Consider the following 16,667-nt stretch of genomic DNA (forward strand, 5'->3'; position numbering starts at 1 on the left):
TACTGATAGTCAACTCCAATGGAGGAGTATGAAGTTCGAGATATTGGGAATCGTGCTGATGCTCCTGACTTATCACTTCAATTTTTCTTTGAAAGTAATGTAGTTGATATTGAATTTCAAGAAGATGAAGAATTCTCAAAGCCAATTACCTTGTATGCAGCCATAACAAATGAATCTATAGCTCCAGCGATGTACTACATAGTGCGTTTATTTTTTGATAAACAGCTTACAGTTATCAACAGCGGTGGTTTTAGATTCAACTCAGAGCAAACTTTACAGATAGGTGATATGGCATTTATTGTAAATTCGTATTCTAATAACTATTCAATACCTGGAGCTATGCCTATTTGGCAAGGAGTCAGATTTACAATTGGTGATCCTCACTTTCAAATAGCTGTTCCAAAGGTCAATGGCGATATGATTTACGGTTTGGCTTGGTCAGTTGATTCACTTGGAATGCAGCAGAAGGTTAGAGGAGCTATTCTTACTGTCTCAAATAATCAAGCGAGAATTTTAGATGTTTGATGAAGGGCGACTCGATAAATCAAATGTAGCGGATGGTCGCAATATCTTGGTAGGGCATTCAAAGCTTACTGGCATCACTCAACTTCATCGTCAGGTCATTGCATTTATCGTTAGAGACAGTAGATCAATGTGTTCAAGATCAAGTTACTGCGGAGTTGTTGCAAAAGCAGTACTAGGACTTACGCAAAATATCTCTCAAACTCTGATTTCTCCGTGTACTCTGCGCCTCTGTGGTTCGTTATTCCGTAACTCTTGCGTAAGTCCTAAGTACTTTGAAGTTATTGGTAGAGTGCTTTTGAGTTAGTGCTATGTATAGGCAGGCGATCGCCTTCTTGTATCCAGCCAGTGACGAATGTTGATAAATTGGATATAGGACTTTCCAAATAGCAGAAGTCATGAGTGTTGCAAAATCCGCATCCCTAACCCTAGAGGAGTTTCTGAAGTTACCAGAAACAAAGCCTGCAAGTATTTATATTGATGGTGAAATTAGCCAGAAACCAATGCCGAAAACCCGCCACTCCCGACTTCAGGCTAAGTTGATTAATGGGATTAATGAAGTCACAGAGGAGAGGCAAATCGCTTATGCTTTTCCAGAGTTACGTTGTACTTTTGGTGGTCGGTCAATTGTTCCAGATGTGGCGGTTATTCGTTGGCAACAAATTGAGTTTAACGATAACGGAGAACCTGTAGATGATGTGCTAATTGCTCCCAACTGGACAATTGAAATTCTCTCTCCAGATCAGAGTTCCAATCGCGTTACAAGCAATATCTTGCACTGCCTAAAATATGGTTGTCAGCTTGGATGGTTGATTGATACCGATGACCGCTCAGTTCTTGTTTTTCAACCACATCAACAACCAGAATTTTGTCATAAAGCAGATAGGTTGGCTGTTCTAGATGGTATTGATTTAGAACTGACAGTAGAACAGGTATTTGGCTGGTTAAAGATGAAAGCCGAGTGAGTAAGCCATGTTAAAATTCTTTGTAAATCATCGGATTAATAGATTTTTTAGTTTCTATTTCTAAATGTTAACAATCGAACTTACTGATATAGCCAAATCTGGAAATGCTTGTGGGTAAATTGTACCTGTAGTTAATGTTGTTTTTGAGGCATACTCTCCATCTTGAGGATCTCGAAATACTACAACTTGTCGCTTTCTAAGATTAACTACCCAATATTCAGGAATATCTACTTCAGCATAGACTTTAGTTTTTATTTGTAAGTCCTTATATAAGCTAGAATCAGAATATTCGATCAACCAGAAGATATTTTCAGGGTAGGGATGATGTTCTAAATATTCACGTCCCAATCTTTTTACCTTTAACAGCAATAAGGCTCACATCTTACCGCTTGATCGGAAGAGTGAGATGAATTGCGCGTGAGGTGAGGAGTGTAGTCTGACCTCTTCGAGGTTCGTCAGTCGCTCATGGGGGAAACCCCCAAGACCGCGCTGACTCACCAAATTTCTCGCGTAGCGAAAACCGGAAAGACTACAACGACGAAACGAGCAAAGTATGGTAAAATACAATCAACTTGACCATCAATGCCATAAGCGAAAACCAAGCTAAAAGGTATATGTTGCAAGATTTTGATTTGGGTCTTGGGAACCAGGACTCCTGACAAGAGGAGGGAATGTAAGACCAATAAAGCTATGGAGTAATAAATGGCTGTTCTCAATGAATTGGGAAGCCTACACTTACCCGTCTCTTAAGTGTAGGTAGTTCACAATAGCAATATCAGGCTCAGGTTCAGAGTTGTTAGGAAGCGTAATCGGTTTACTGGGGCGAACCGTGGCGCGATTGCCTAAAAGTTGAATCAGGTACTCCCCGGCTTCACTGCTAAAGTAGGCATGAGGTTCTCCTTCTGCGAAGATTTCTACTATTTCTCCCTTTAGAAGTTCCATACGCCGATCATCTAGGATACCTGCCGCGATCATGCGGTGATATTCATCTATTGTCCACTTCGCTGTAGTTACGGTCATAGAAACACTTTTTTATCATATTTTACCTCACATCATAATGGATGCAGAAAAATTGGTAAATATCAAAAAAATTAACAATTTTTATCGAATTAAGGATCGGCTTTGAGATATTCCTGTAATTGTTGAGTACGCAATTTGGTGGAATTTTCTAGACAACCAAAATAAATGGTTGGGGCAATACTTCCTCCCTCATACCTGCTTCTCTCAAACTCACAATTGGTATCTCGAAACTTGATCCATGCTACTTGTGCAGCAATCAATTTCTGTTTCCTAGAGCTTTCTAACGTAGATAGCAATTGTTGATAAACTCGATTCAGCTTTTTATCTACATTTTGATAAGATAACTTCGTGCATTCATTAATTGCTGCTTGAGTTTGAGCATTATTGCAGTTAAGCTTTTGAACTAAGCGCATTGGTAAATCAGGCGTTGTGCCTGCTATTGTCATGGTGGGGGTATTTAAACTACTGAGAGTTAGAATACTTGCCAAAACTAGTAATAATTGACGCATGGCAAAATTATTATTGTTTAGGTATAGACAAAAGATACCAAAATACGCGTCAGCATTGGTATGTTCCACGCAGAAGACTTCTAAACTTCTTACAAAAGGTAAACCAGCCGCCAGAAGGAAGCCGAAAGCTCACAAGAATGCTAAAAAGAATTTGGTATTTTAGTGATCTAAGTTTAGCCTTTATATTTTATGAATCGTTCCGCCTGCCTCATTTTCAATCCAGTTGCGGGTCAGGGTGACCCAGATATAGAACTGGCAGAAATTCGGGGAATATTAGAGCCAGAAATTGACCTAGATATTTATCTCACAACTGAAGAAATCGACGCTGACGAACTGGCTTTAGCAGCTGTAGCGAGGGGAGTAGATGCAATCATTGCTTCGGGGGGAGATGGCACTCTCTCGGCGGCGGCAACGGCTTTAGTGGGTACTGATATTCCATTTGGGATCATTTCTAGAGGAACAGCAAACGCTTTTGCCACAGCTTTAGGAATTCCTGACACGATCGCAGATGCCTGTCAGACAATTTTGCAGGGAGGAACCCGCCATGTAGACGTAGCCTATTGCAATGATAAGCCAATGGTACTCTTGGCAGGTATTGGCTTTGAAGCTGAAACTGTACAATTGGCAGACCGAGACGCCAAGAATCGCTTTGGGATGATGGCCTACGTTTTGGCAGGAATTCAGCAACTGAGAAACTTAAAAAACTTTGATGTTGAAATTGAAACAGAAGACCGGATAATTAAAACTAGTGCCTGTGCAGTTACAGTAGCAAATGCCGCGCCTCCCACTTCAGTCTTAGCCCAAGGCCCAGCAGGTTTGATTTATGATGATGGGTTACTAGATTTAACGATTGTAGCTCCAGCTAACAAAGCAGGAGCGATCGCAGCTACATTTCATCTATTCCAAACGGCTTCTACAGGTAACGCCGTAGATCGGAATGATATTGGCTTTCTACGAGCCAAACAATTTAAAATTACAACTAACCCACCGCAAAAGGTTGTTCTAGATGGTGAAATAATGGGCACAACACCAGTAGAAATTAAGTGTGTACCAGCAGGTTTGAACATTTTTGTGCCATTAGTAGAAGAAGTTGAGCCTACCGAAAAACTAGAGGGACTTCCTAATCTGACTATTGAGATGAAAGACACAGTGGAGGAGTGAGGGCAGGGGGCAGGGAGCAGGGAGCAAGAGAGAAAGATGTTGGAATTCCCCCCCTTGGGTTTCAGAGCAAATTTATTTATGCTCAATGTTTTATGTTTATTTTGAGCTTCAAGTAACACAAGAAATAATGCGTCCAACCTTTCAGTAGCCCTAAATTTAAATTTATTTATGGGGTTCTCCCCTCTGTTCCTTGCCCCCTGCCCCCAGCAAGAACTGCCCCCTTTCCTCTTCTTCGATTCCTAATTGAAAATTCAGGAGTAGGTTGCATTGAAACTTGTATCTGATCCAGCGATCGCTAACAAAATTCGTAAAATGAATCAACGGGTACGGTGGCAAGATCCGTTAATTGTGGAACGGAACATCGACCAAACTCGGCTGGTGTTGGAGGATGGCCAAACAGACAATTCTGAGTTCTCATTTTTAGTTGTAGGTGATAGTGGTTCCGGCAAGCACCGGGGACACAACCCCCAGCGAAAGGTGGCTGAACTTATGTTGCCCCATCACAGCGAATCCCGTTTTATGCTGCATACCGGGGATGTGATCTATTTAGTAGGGTCGAGTGAATACTATCAGCAGAACTTCATCCAGCCTTACCGAGAGTTTATCTTGGGGGGAGAGCATCCCCAACGGATTGCTTATGACCAGATGATTTTTAAGCTGCCCATTTTACCTGTACCGGGTAATCACGATTACTATAACTTGCCGATTCTATTGAGCTTGGCCTCTCTGACAACATTACCCATTCGCCGCCTGTTGCAATCGCGGTTAGACCTAGATGTAGGCTTGCATGGTTCTGGAACGGGTGAAGCCTACGCACGGGCATTTATGGACTATCTTCAGGCGTTTCAGCTTCCAGGAGAGTTAAATAATCATTTAAATCAGTATTACACAGCCAAGACAGATACAGGTTATTGTCTCAGCTATGAACCTGGGCACTTTACTCGCCTTCCCAATCGCTACTACACTTTTCGCTATGGCGGGATTGATTTCTTTGCCTTGGATTCAAATACATTTAACGATCCACCGCCCCTACCTAAAACCAAACAAGGCGATGCCGATCGCAGAATTTTAGAGAAACGGCGTGAAGATTTAGAGCAAGAAAAGCAGCAAATCATTGAAACCTCAGCCAAGCTTCGTCCAGAAAACCCCAGCGAAGCCGACCAATTAGACGACTACCACGCCAAGGTGTCACAAATTGAAGAAATTATTGTCGATATCGACAAGCAATTAGCTGCTGATAAAACAACGCTGACTGACACTGAACAACTAAACTGGCTTAAGCAAAAATTAATTGAATCTTGGAATAACTCTGAAGTTCGGGGAAGGGTGATTTATTTCCATCATCCACCTTATGTAACTGAAGCGACAAAGTGGCAGCAAGCACAAACTCTGATAATTCGCGATCGCCTTCGTGGTGTGCTGGATGCGGTAGCTAAAGAAATAGGTTCCTTAACTCAGGGGCGTCCTTTGGTTGATTTAGTATTAAACGGTCACGCCCACTGTTTGGAACACCTGGAGACAATGGATACAGGACACGCTGATTCTCATATCCACTGGATTGTTTGTGGCGGTAGCGGGTTTAGTTTGCGACGCCAGCGAATTGAGGGAGCAGATTTGATGGAGACTTTTGGAAATGAAAATAAATTAGTGGCGCGATCGCATCTCTTCATTGGTCGCAACGGTGAAGGTTCTCAAAAGCGACGACCTTACTCAGGTTTACGCATTGACGTTAAAGGCGATGGCTTTGCCAACGCCAAGGGCAAACGCCATCCCAAGTTCATTGTCCGTCCCTTGGTTGCCGAATGGCATCAGCGGCAATGGCATAATCGTAAGCTTGAGCCGCTAATTATCTATTAGACCTCTTGCATAAATCAAAAATAAAGAACCCCACCCCGCATTTGAGTAAAGCAAACGCTCCCCTCCTGCTTGCGGGGTGGGGTGTTAAGCAATACTGCTCGGTTAAGGAAAGAAAGTAGGCTCAAACCCTTGAAATATCGTTGTCTATAATGTCCAAAAGAGGCTTAAGCGAGCAGTATTGGGGTGTTAAGGACTTTAGAGGTCTATTGACATACTTCTCGATACTATTAGCCCATACATATAAGTAGAGACGCAATGATTGCGTCTCTACAAAGTGCTTATTTAGCCTTCTTACGTGTAATTGCACCCAGCAAAAAGGATGGTTGTAATTAAACTATTCCTGGGCCTCTACCGCGTGCATCACCCTTTTCGGTCAACTTGCCTTCCTCGTCCTGATTAACTTCTGCAAGTTCTTCAACACGTTGGGCTGTATCTTCTGCTGCTGCTTTGCGTGCATCACCCGGTTCTTCGTAGTATATTTCCGGTTCAACAGCATAGTTGTTTAACAAACCTTCTTTGTCCACGGTATATCCGTCAGTGGTGCGTATACTGTCTGGATCGGTTTGGTCATCGGTAGGTGCATCTGCCTCCCTTTCTTCTGTAGGGAGTGTTTTGTACAGATTTCCCTCTCTTTCCATCCGAGCAGCTGTTTCAGCTGGGATAATGCCGCGATCGTATGTATCTACTTCAGCTCTATCAGATGAATCTATACCTTTATTAACTGCTTCATTAGCCATAATTTATGTCCTCGTTAAAGAATCTATTAAATAACTTCAAAGCCTAGATTAGGCTGTTTTTCATCTTCGATCTACTATCTTTAGAAGTGATTTAAATTTAAATATAATGCCATGCTCTCTATCTTTTGATGTATCCAAAAGACTAATCTGAAGTCCGGCTAAATACTTGTAATTTACGTTCATGGTGTAAAACAAGGGTTTTAGCTGAAGTTGACACTGATAGCAATGAACATTATTGTGCCTCTACTGCGTTTTGTATCCGAAAAAGGATAGTTACAAAATTCCCGGCTTGTCTAAGAAGTCGGGAATGTGAACATTTAGATAGTATATATTTAATTAGCGAAGATACAGACTAGTCTGCTAAAGCTAGTAAAGGTTGGCTTAAGCAAATTGTTAAAGGCAGATAAACTTACACCACAGTGTACTAGTTTAATGGTTAGTAAATTTATTCGCCTACAAATTGGTTTTTCAGTGATTGAATTTCATCGGCTAATTCTTGCCGGGTTGAAGCCTTTAGTAGATAACGGGAAGTAAACCAAGTGGCATAACCAATTCCAATTAACTCAAAAGTCGGTGATAGTAATGGAATATCATTGATTGCAGCCAGTACTGCTAGTACTATCTTAGCTGTAACAATCGCCGCCAAAATCAAACCAACTGTTGTTAAAGGCTGCTTGTAGTTATTAAAAAAGCTACCTAAGTATTCGGGCAATTGCTCCAAAAATTGAGAAAATTGTCTGCTAATTTGCTGCCATTGAGATTCTGGTTCAGGTGCTGGTGGTAACTTTGGCAAGTTTGCAGTATCTGTACCTTCAAGCGCTAGCGTGCCTTGTGATAAGGAGGCATTGATGGATTCACGTTGCTGTTGTTCAGTTTCCATAGTTTTTATTTTCGGCAAGTACAAGAGTTTCTATAACTGACATAGCGTCAATAAATATAATTATTAAGACCGTCAGTTGTCAATTATTAATGGTCAGTAATAAATATAACTGACCCCTAAGACTGAGCAGGGGCATCTAAATTTATTTATGCCTACCTACTCACTTGGATTAATGTTAGCTATCTTACCTGGTTGGTGGAGCAACTGTTGCTGTAACAACTACAGCTTTGACACCTTTAATTTCCTTAGCTAAACGTTCAATTTTAGCCAATTCCTGCTGATTGTTCACAGTTCCGGCGACAGTGACAGTTCCATCTTCTGCTGCTTTAACTGTTAGTTGACCCTTGGGTATGTTTGCCTCCAGCTTGGAGCGAACTTCACTTGCTAGATCATCTGTAGCTCTTTGTGTATCGCCACCAGTTGTATTATTGCGCTGTTCACGGGCACGGATATCAGAATTAAGTTGTCTTCTGCGAACTTCACTTTGAGCGTCTTGTTGAGCAGCTTGTGTTGTTTCTACACTTGGTGCGGTTGGTGCTTCATTAGGATCGGGTGCAGACACAGTTGTTTTAGAAGCGTTATCACAAGCAGCAACACCAAAAATTAAAAGTGAACTAATTAAGAAGGGAGTTAGCTTTTGCATAGGTTTAATTCGGAATCGGAAAGTGAAACTTGTCGAGTTTGTGGATATTTACGGCAGAAGTGAGGAGCAAGTTTCTTAAGTTAGGAGCAAAGTTTTTATGTTCTTGCTCCTGCAATTTTGGAGAATTAGTGTGAGTGACAACTACCTTAGGTTAAAGTGTTTCATCACGACGGTCAACAATGACTACAGGAGGCTCGTCTCCATGAACACCTGTTGAATAATTGGTGCGATCGCTATTCACAACTCCTGTGTCGTGATGCGTTCCTCGGTCTAAACCTGAGCGATGTTCGCCTAAATCAGTGCCATCATAAATAGCAAATTCTTCAATGCCTCTACGTCTGAGAATCGCTTCAGCTTCGCGGATTTCAGCTTCGGTACCATCGATAATTACTAAGTAGTCGCCTCTTTGGAAGCGATCGCTATATACTCGCGCCTTGTCTTCAGGAATTCCCAAGCCCACGAGTCCGCCAACAATACCGCCAGCTGCTGCACCGATCGCACCGCCAGCTACTGTTGATGCTAAAGCCGTCGCTGCTGCGCCACCTGCAATTACAGGCCCGATTCCAGGAATTGCTAAAGTTCCAAGACCAACTAATAAGCCAGTCAAGCCGCCTACAATTCCGCCTGTAGCTGCTCCAGCTTTTACACCTTCGTCTGCTTTATTACCTGTGCCGACATTTTTATCTGCATCTACACCAGCGATCCCATGACCGTTTGTATCCTTGGCTATGATGGAGACTCTACTTAAGGGAAAACCTGCATCTCCTAATTCTGTAATTGCTGCCTCTGCATCTCGGCGATGAGAAAAGACTCCAATCGCGCGTTTGGCAACACCACTATCAGCAACATTAGATGTTGGAGCGACATAATCCGCAGTTGCATTTTTAGCATCTGGATTCTCATAAATGCCAAACTCTTCCACACCACCCTGATGTAGAATTGCTTCTGCTCTGACGATTTCTGTATCTGTGCCATCTATGATGACTAAATAGTGTCCCCGTCTCACGCGTTCGTCGTAAACTCTGGCTCGTTCTTCGGGAATTCCTAAACCAACTAATGCACCAAGCAAACTACCAGCTACTGCACCAATACCAGCGCCAGTCAGGGTGGTAGCTAGGGTAGTTGCTGCGGCTCCAGCCAGCATAATTGGCCCGATTCCAGGAATTGCCAAAGTACCAAGACCGACTAATAAACCAGTCAATCCGCCCAAAGCAGTGCCTGTAACTGCTCCGACTTTAGCGCCTTCGTCAGATTTATCACCAACGCGATCGTGTACTTCAGCCCCAGAAATATCATCTTTGTCTCCATCCTGGGTGATGACAGAGACTCTGTTCATGTCAAAACCAACTTTTTTTAATTCATGTAGGGCATGTTCAACATCTCGACGATGAGAAAATACACCTACACCACGTTTATGTACACCTACAACCATTATTCTTTCTCCTCAGCAAAAATCAATTATTCACTAATTTATAGCTCCTAATGACCTTATTAATACATGTTTGTGTTTACATTTCATCAATCGCTTGGAAGAAATTTTCTCTCTATCGTTAGATATACGTGGCTTTATCTAAAGATAGCACCAAATTTTCATAATTAAATAAATTATATTTAATAAAAATTAGATGTTGATAATTTTATTTATCAAAACAATCTCTAAAATATTATTTTTGAAACTAGCTACATTTCTGTTATAAACCTATCTATTAAATGTAATTTATAATAAAAATATATGGATATGTATTAGTTTAAATTTTCGGTGGAAATTTTACTAATACCAAGCAGATTGAAATTTATCAAAAAAGTTAATAGAAAATCACCAAATTTTACATTATTTTATTTAGAAAAAAATTTTTTTTTGTAAAATACGACTTTTGACAAGCAAACTTCTTACCTAAGAAAGTGTCAGCTTATCTAACAGGCAAGTAGATTGATAAATAAGCCATTTTATCAATGGTAATTTAATTGACTGCAAGTGGGAAAATACTATGTTTCAAGGTGTTTTAACTATTTGGGCATCGAACTGGCTATCTTTTGGATTAGCGCCAATAATAGCTGAGGAAGCACTAACTCCAGAAGAAGCATCAGTTCTTTTTTCTGGGCCTAAATTCTTGGTAGCATTGCTGGCTGGAGTCTTAATGGCATTTGCCTTTCAATTATTATTGACTAATTTTTCAGTCGCTGTCGGAATTTCATCTTGGGAAATTGACTCAGATTCTGATGATGATTCAGAAAGTTTGGGTAGTAAAATTCGTTCAGTTCAGACTAAAATTGGTGCTTGGGCGTTACTAACCGTTAGTATTGCATTATTTATTGCTTCTTTTCTGGCGGTAAAACTTAGCTTAATCGAAAGTGAATCTCTAGGTGCAATCATCGGTGTAGTCATCTGGGCTACCTATTTCTCACTGGTAATTTGGTTCGGTTCATCAGCAGTAGGTTCTTTTATTGGTTCTATCGCTAGTACTGTCACTTCTGGTTTTCAAACTCTGATGGGTACAGCAACTGCTGGCATCAGTGCTAATACTGCGAAAAAACAGTTAGTTTCTACTGCTGAAGATATTACAGCCGCAGTCCGGCGAGAATTAACTTCAGATTTTAATCCTGAAGAGATTAGAAATACACTCCAAAGTTCTTTAGGTTCTCTGCAATTACCAAAGCTTGATATCACAGAAATTCGTAACCAATTTGACCAGCTTCTGAAAGATACAGATTTGCAATCTGTTGCTAACAGCGACCTATTGCAAAATATCAATCGTCAAACATTTGTTGATTTAATTAGCAGTCGCACAGATTTATCTCAAGAAGATATCAATCGCATTGCCGACCAATTTCAAGGTGCTTGGCAACAAGCTTTGAATCGTAGCAATCCCACAGAACAAGTAATTAATTTGCTTAAATCTGCAACTCCCGAAGAATTGAATTCAGAGCAATTAGGTGAACGCCTTCAAGAACTGGTTAGAGTCGGAGGTGGGAATGGCAAGCAAACCAATGGTGTAATCAAGCAAGCTATTCGATATGGCTTGAGTGCGGCTGTACCAGCAGTGCTGGATCAGACCAACCTTTCCAATATTGATATCAACAAAATTACTAATCAGTTGCAAAAACTGAAAGAAAAAGTTCAAGATGTCGATGTCAATCAAATCACAGAACAACTCCAAAAGTTCAGAGATGAAGCAACTGAACAAGTATCTGCAAGGTTGCCAATATCACCCGAAAATACAATTAAGGCGGATGTAGAAGACTACATATTGAATTCGTTCCCTTGGCATTTTAACCGCATTACCCTAAGAGATGAATTTAAAGAACTCATCTATGATGTTAATGCAGATCCGACAACTGTAAGACGGGAGTTGGAAGAACTCAATCTTGAATATTTCGCCAACTTGCTGAAGCAGCGAGGTGATATCAGTGAAGCTAGGGTGAAAGAAATTTCCGAACAAATGGAAAGCGATCGCTCGGAAGTTTTAGAAACTGTAAAACAGGCCCAAGCGCGAGAAAAAGGGCAAGATTTCCGCACCCGCATTGAAGATTATCTGGGTTCGACGGGGAAGGAAGAACTCAACCCTGAAGGTATTGAACGTGACTTTGCCAAATTGGTGGAAGATCCAGAAGCTGGGTTTGAAGATTTAAGTAGCCGCTTCGGGCAATTTGACCGCGACACTTTTGTACAATTGCTCCAACAGCGTCAAGATATTAGCGAAGAGGAAGCTAATAATATTGTTAGTCAACTCGAAAGCAACCGCGATAATTTCTTAAATCGTGCAAGAGTTCTGCAAGAACAAGCAAAAGCCAGAGCCGATGAACTGCGCCAAAGAGTTGAAGATTATCTGCGGAATACTAATAAAGACGAACTCAATCCCGAAAGTATCAAACGTGAGTTTCAAATTTTACTAGACGATCCGCAAGCTGGAATTAGCCAATTGACTTCGCGCTTATCGCAATTTGACCGGGATACACTAGTACAATTGCTCAGTCAGCGTCAGGATTTGAGCGAAGAACAGATAAATCAAACTCTCGATCAGATTGAAGCAGTCCGAGATAATATTTTGCAAGTACCGCAGCAGGCGAAAGAACAGTATGAAAAAACTACAAAAGCGATCGCCGAATATCTCCGCAATACCAACTTAGAAGAACTTGATCCCGAAGGTATCAGGAGGGATTTAGAAAAATTACTCGATGATCCCAAAGCAGGAGCCTTAGCACTGCGCGATCGCTTGTCTAATGTTGATCGAGAAACCTTGGTTAAACTCGTGAGTCAACGGGGAGACTTGAGCCAAGAGGAAGTTAATCAGATCATTGATCAGGCACAAGATGCGATCGCTAGTATTGTGAGAGCGCCACGACGTTTAGCCAAGCGTACTGCTCAACAAGCTTTAGATTTTGAAGCCAATCTCGAAGATTACCTACGTAACACTAACAAAGAAGAACTCAACCCAGAAGCAATTAAACGCGATTTGCAATTGCTGTTGTCTTCTCCCCGCGCTGGAATTGGGAGTTTAAGCGATCGCGCCTCCAAATTTGATCGTTCGACAATTGTGGCGCTGTTATCCCAACGGGAAGATATCTCAGAAGAGGAAGCGAACCGGATTGTGGATCAAATTGAGTCTGTTCGCACCTCCATTGTCGAACAATTCCAGCAGATCCAGCAAAGGGTACAATCAGTGCTTGATGGAGTTTTTGCTAGAGTTCGCAACTATCTCAACTCGCTTGATCGTTCCGAACTTAACTATGAAGGAATTAAGCAAGACTTTGCGAAAGTGTTCGACGATCCGCAAGCTGGATTTGAAGCATTGCGCGATCGGCTCAGTCAATTTGATCGTGATACTTTAATTGCTGTATTAAGTTCTCGTGAAGATATTTCTCAACAGGATGCTAATAGAATCATCGACCAAATAGAAGCGGCGCGAGATGGCGTACTACAACGAGCCGAACGCATTCAACAAGAAACAAAAAAACGCCTAAAAGCGATCCAAGAGCAAACTAAAAAGCAAGCCCAAGAAACCAAAAAAACCGTTGCAAACGCTGCGTGGTGGTTATTTGGGACAGCATTAACTTCCCTTGCAGCCAGTGCGATCGCTGGAGCAGTGGCCGTTACAGGGTCACCTTTACCTCGTTAAAATTCATCAGAAATTTATAAAAAAAAGTGGTAATTAATGCCACTTTTTTTTATAAATAAAACAAACTAGCCCCAGGGCACTATCATGACCTTATTATTCCGATATAAATTAAAAAACCCCGTCTGAGCAAAGGTTTCAGATTTTTTTATGGCGAAATAAATAAAAGAGGATTAATTATTATTTCTTATAGATAGAAAAAAGTACCCTTCAGGGTAATATTATAATCTTGTGATTGTGAATACAGTAAAAACATCGTAAAAGCTATGCGATTCTGTACTAGAAAATCTGCTTGTTCCCTAGCAGCCTAGTACTGTAACCAATGAATACATAAAGCATAAGGATATAGAAATGATTCTTGGCACGATTTTGATGCCAAAATCATCAATATATGCAGTGCTTTTCAAATCTTTGGACTTAACAGTAAAGACCTGTTCCAATCAGGTGTAGTTCATTTATCTCTTACCACTCGTTATTTCTCCACCTTCTTTTCTCGGCATTGCTAAATAAAAGTGTGAAATTCAAAAATTTAATGTTTGAAACTGTTTCCTTTGCGCCTTTGGGGTAAAGGAAATTCATACTCTTAATCAGTAACACCGTTTTTTGATGGTGAAGTGACGAGGTAATTTTTACCCTCTAAACTCAGGAGAAGCTAATTTATGGCAACCATTCTCGATATCACTAACATTATCGGCAGTGACATTCTCGTCGGTCTTCCTAACAACACTATCCAAGCCAGCAGCGGTAGTGGTAACAGAGTCATTAACGGCACTAGTGGCACTGATGTCCTTCTCGGTGGTAGTGGCAGCGATCGCATCGATGGCGGTGCTGGCAACGATGTCATTACCGGTGGTGCTGGCAACAATACCCTTATCGGTGGTGCTGGCAACGATGTCGTTACCGGTGGTGCTGGTAGGGATAGTATCGTTGGCGGTGCTGGCAACGATGTCCTTACTGGTGCTGGTGCCGAAGATCGCCTCATTGGTGGTAATGGCAACGATACCCTTGCCGGTGGTGATGGCAACGATACCCTGCTCGGTGAGAGTGGCAACGATAGCCTCCTTGGCGGTAATGGTAACGATGTCATTGGCGGTGGTGATGGCAACGATGTCCTTCGCGGTGGTAATGGCAACGATCGCCTCGTTGGCGGTAGTGGCAACGATCGCCTCGTTGGCGGTAGTGGGACTGATACTCTCATTGGAGGATCAGGTAACGATACTTTCCAGTTCATCTTAGTTTCAGATAGTCCTGCTGGTCTTTCACGGGATGTTATCACTGACTTTTTTGGAAACGGTAACTTGCTAGGTGACATAATCGATATATCTAACATCGACGCCAACTCCACTATAGGGGGCAACCAAGCCTTCACTTTCATTGGATCTGGCGCATTCACCGCAGCTGGTCAGGTTCGTTATTCAGGAGGTATTCTTCAAGCTAGCAATGATGGGGATCTATCGGCTGAGTTTGAGATTCGCCTGGCAGGAGCACCACAACTAGTCGCAAGCGACATTATCGTTTAATTTAATAGACCTGCCTTGAAAATAAGGCACGAGGCAGAATTCTAATAATTTAACAGTCGCGGGGAGAGGTAATTAACTTGCCTCTTCCTTTTATAGTTATTACGCAAATTGATTTCTATATTTAGGCGAATTGACAAAATGCACTCGTCTTTAAGTTGTCTAGGATGGTATTGCTCTAATTAAGCACAGTTAAATACCAAGAAAGGTACTAAAAAAGTAGCTCATATTGGCTTCACCCTTAAGAGGATGTTTTAAAAGTATTTGGCTGTATCTTTGCACTTATTGATCCCCCCTAACCCCCCGATAAATTGGGGGGAACCGGAATCAAAGTCCCCCAATTTATCGGGGGATTTAGGAGGATCTAGAACGTTTTGATACCTACAATAGGACTTTTAAAACATCCTCTAAGATTAAGATTGCTAATCTCTTTAATTAGTAACAGAAGCACATCTGACAAATAGAGAATTACCAATGCTTTCTAAGGTTTGATCGCATCGGCTATGCATGAGAAAATCAAATAATAGAATCGCAACACTGGCGATGATGCCACGGAAGTAAAAAAATGTCGGAGAATTTGATGAAGCTAAATAAATTGTAACGCAACGGTGCAGCGATGCCTACGGCGGGCTACGCCTACGCACTGATCAACAAGGCTTTTAACTTATTGGCAATTACTTCGTTATACATAACAACAGAAACCACCAAACAAATCTCAATAGGCAAAACCAACCCTATCTGAACAAAGGTTTCAGATAGGTTCTGTCGATAGTAAAAAAGAGGGTTAATTATTTTTTATTATAGATAGAAAAAAAGTACGCTTTAGGGTAGTATTATACTCTTATTATTCTGAATTGGGTGCAGTACAGTTTTGACCTCTCTCCTACAAGGAGAGAGGCTTTGAGTCTTACTCCCCTTTCCTCGTAGGGAAGGGGTTGGGGGTTAGGTCTGTATTGGACTCAACTGCAAACTGCTATATAACATGACTCTTGGCACAATTTTGATGCCAACATCATCAATATATCCAGTGCTTCTCAAATCTTCTCAAATCTTCAGACTTAACAGCAAAGACCTGTTCCAATCAGGCGTGGTTCAGTTATCTCTTCCCACTTATTATTTCTCCACCTTGTTTTCTCGGTGTTACTGAATAAAAGTTTGAAATTCAAAAATGTCATGTTTTCAACTGTTTCCTTTGCGCCTTTGGGGAAACCAAATTCATACTCTTAATCAGCAATACCGTTTCCTGATGGTGAAGTGATGAGGTAATTTTTTTACCCTCTAAGTTTAGGAGAAACTCACTATGGCAACCATTAACGGTACTAATGGCCCCGACAATCTTGGTTTTAGTTTTTCTAATTTCAATTTTCGTGATGGTGATATTATCATCAACGGATTTGATGGCAACGATACGATAAACGGGGGTAGGGGCAACAATACGATTAACGGCGGATTGGGCGACGATAGCCTTGTTGGCGGATTTGGATTTGGCAAGAATAGGATTGACGGCGGTGATGGCAACGATACGATAAACGGCGGTAGTGGCGACAATACGATTAACGGCGGATTGGGCAACGATCAGATTGACGGCGGTGGCAACATTGACGGCGGAGCGGGCAACGATACGATAAACGGGGGTAGGGGCAACAATACGATTAACGGCGGATTGGGCGACGATAGCCTTGTTGGCGGATTTGGATTTGGCAAGAATAGGATTGACGGCGGTGATGGCAACGATACGATAA

General features: G+C 41.6%; 14 protein-coding genes. 7 read left to right on the top strand and 7 right to left on the bottom strand.

Annotated elements, in window-relative coordinates; genetic code table 11:
• The first annotated feature begins 18 nt into the window (after nt 1-18).
• On the top strand, nt 19-525 hold the full coding sequence (locus LC653_RS03270; protein WP_229492558.1) for a hypothetical protein: 507 nt from the start codon (nt 19-21) through the stop codon (nt 523-525).
• Nucleotides 526-920: 395 nt separating this feature from the next.
• Nucleotides 921-1,487: a Uma2 family endonuclease gene (locus LC653_RS03275; protein ID WP_229492559.1), complete on the top strand. Its 567-nt coding sequence runs from the start codon at nt 921-923 to the stop codon at nt 1,485-1,487.
• A gap of 60 nt (nt 1,488-1,547) precedes the next feature.
• On the opposite strand, the gene LC653_RS03280 is transcribed toward LC653_RS03275, so the two are convergent.
• The 3 genes from LC653_RS03280 to LC653_RS03290 all read right to left on the bottom strand — a co-directional run bounded on the left by LC653_RS03280 (nt 1,548) and on the right by LC653_RS03290 (nt 3,016).
• Nucleotides 1,548-1,835, bottom strand: a complete 288-nt coding sequence (locus LC653_RS03280) for a Uma2 family endonuclease (RefSeq protein WP_504828422.1) — start codon at nt 1,833-1,835, stop codon at nt 1,548-1,550.
• 387 nt (nt 1,836-2,222) lie between these two features.
• Nucleotides 2,223-2,507 carry a Uma2 family endonuclease gene (locus LC653_RS03285; protein ID WP_372478096.1) on the bottom strand — a complete coding sequence of 95 codons (285 nt, stop codon included), beginning with the start codon at nt 2,505-2,507 and terminating at the stop codon, nt 2,223-2,225.
• An 89-nt stretch (nt 2,508-2,596) separates the two neighbouring features.
• Entirely contained in the window at nt 2,597-3,016 is a 420-nt protein-coding gene (locus tag LC653_RS03290; protein ID WP_229492560.1) for a lysozyme inhibitor LprI family protein, read from the bottom strand.
• Nucleotides 3,017-3,205: 189 nt separating this feature from the next.
• On the opposite strand from LC653_RS03290, the gene LC653_RS03295 reads away from it, so the two are divergent.
• The gene (locus LC653_RS03295; RefSeq protein WP_229492561.1) at nt 3,206-4,177 is read left to right on the top strand and encodes a YegS/Rv2252/BmrU family lipid kinase; all 972 of its coding nucleotides are present in this window, start codon (nt 3,206-3,208) and stop codon (nt 4,175-4,177) included.
• A 267-nt stretch (nt 4,178-4,444) separates the two neighbouring features.
• Entirely contained in the window at nt 4,445-6,034 is a 1,590-nt protein-coding gene (locus LC653_RS03300) for a metallophosphoesterase (protein WP_229492562.1), read from the top strand.
• A 329-nt stretch (nt 6,035-6,363) separates the two neighbouring features.
• Here LC653_RS03300 and LC653_RS03305 read toward each other — a convergent pair whose 3' ends face one another.
• The 4 genes from LC653_RS03305 to LC653_RS03320 all read right to left on the bottom strand — a co-directional run bounded on the left by LC653_RS03305 (nt 6,364) and on the right by LC653_RS03320 (nt 9,726).
• Nucleotides 6,364-6,771, bottom strand: a complete 408-nt coding sequence (locus LC653_RS03305; RefSeq protein ID WP_229492563.1) for a hypothetical protein — start codon at nt 6,769-6,771, stop codon at nt 6,364-6,366.
• A 445-nt stretch (nt 6,772-7,216) separates the two neighbouring features.
• Nucleotides 7,217-7,651 (bottom strand): CAAD domain-containing protein, encoded by a 435-nt coding sequence (locus tag LC653_RS03310; RefSeq protein WP_229492564.1) that lies wholly within the window; start codon nt 7,649-7,651, stop codon nt 7,217-7,219.
• Nucleotides 7,652-7,835: 184 nt separating this feature from the next.
• Complete coding sequence (locus LC653_RS03315) at nt 7,836-8,294, bottom strand: BON domain-containing protein (RefSeq protein ID WP_229492565.1); 459 nt, start codon at nt 8,292-8,294, stop codon at nt 7,836-7,838.
• A gap of 151 nt (nt 8,295-8,445) precedes the next feature.
• Entirely contained in the window at nt 8,446-9,726 is a 1,281-nt protein-coding gene (locus LC653_RS03320; protein WP_229492566.1) for a histidine kinase, read from the bottom strand.
• A 556-nt stretch (nt 9,727-10,282) separates the two neighbouring features.
• Here LC653_RS03320 and LC653_RS03325 point away from each other — a divergent pair.
• The 3 genes from LC653_RS03325 to LC653_RS47185 all read left to right on the top strand — a co-directional run.
• The gene (locus LC653_RS03325) at nt 10,283-13,411 is read left to right on the top strand and encodes an MFS transporter (RefSeq protein ID WP_229492567.1); all 3,129 of its coding nucleotides are present in this window, start codon (nt 10,283-10,285) and stop codon (nt 13,409-13,411) included.
• 656 nt (nt 13,412-14,067) lie between these two features.
• A complete protein-coding gene (locus tag LC653_RS46100) occupies nt 14,068-14,928 on the top strand; it encodes a calcium-binding protein (RefSeq protein ID WP_308189022.1) in 861 nt (286 codons plus the stop codon).
• A gap of 1,297 nt (nt 14,929-16,225) precedes the next feature.
• Nucleotides 16,226-16,667: calcium-binding protein (locus LC653_RS47185; RefSeq protein WP_372478097.1), on the top strand; the 442-nt coding region annotated here is incomplete at its 3' end.

This window comes from Nostoc mirabile CHAB5784, from assembly GCF_020829645.1.
GTDB classification, from domain to species: Bacteria; Cyanobacteriota; Cyanobacteriia; order Cyanobacteriales; family Nostocaceae; genus Nostoc; species Nostoc mirabile.

Bases quoted from the DNA above. Each gene is read 5' to 3' on its own strand.
- LC653_RS03270 (WP_229492558.1), top strand. From the start codon at position 19: ATGGAGGAGTATGAAGTTCGAGATATTGGGAATCGTGCTGATGCTCCT.
- LC653_RS03275 (WP_229492559.1), top strand. From the start codon at position 921: ATGAGTGTTGCAAAATCCGCATCCCTAACCCTAGAGGAGTTTCTGAAG.
- LC653_RS03285 (WP_372478096.1), bottom strand. From the start codon at position 2,507: ATGACCGTAACTACAGCGAAGTGGACAATAGATGAATATCACCGCATG.
- LC653_RS03290 (WP_229492560.1), bottom strand. From the start codon at position 3,016: ATGCGTCAATTATTACTAGTTTTGGCAAGTATTCTAACTCTCAGTAGT.
- LC653_RS03295 (WP_229492561.1), top strand. From the start codon at position 3,206: ATGAATCGTTCCGCCTGCCTCATTTTCAATCCAGTTGCGGGTCAGGGT.
- LC653_RS03305 (WP_229492563.1), bottom strand. From the start codon at position 6,771: ATGGCTAATGAAGCAGTTAATAAAGGTATAGATTCATCTGATAGAGCT.
- LC653_RS03310 (WP_229492564.1), bottom strand. From the start codon at position 7,651: ATGGAAACTGAACAACAGCAACGTGAATCCATCAATGCCTCCTTATCA.
- LC653_RS03315 (WP_229492565.1), bottom strand. From the start codon at position 8,294: ATGCAAAAGCTAACTCCCTTCTTAATTAGTTCACTTTTAATTTTTGGT.
- LC653_RS03320 (WP_229492566.1), bottom strand. From the start codon at position 9,726: ATGGTTGTAGGTGTACATAAACGTGGTGTAGGTGTATTTTCTCATCGT.
- LC653_RS03325 (WP_229492567.1), top strand. From the start codon at position 10,283: ATGTTTCAAGGTGTTTTAACTATTTGGGCATCGAACTGGCTATCTTTT.
- LC653_RS46100 (WP_308189022.1), top strand. From the start codon at position 14,068: ATGGCAACCATTCTCGATATCACTAACATTATCGGCAGTGACATTCTC.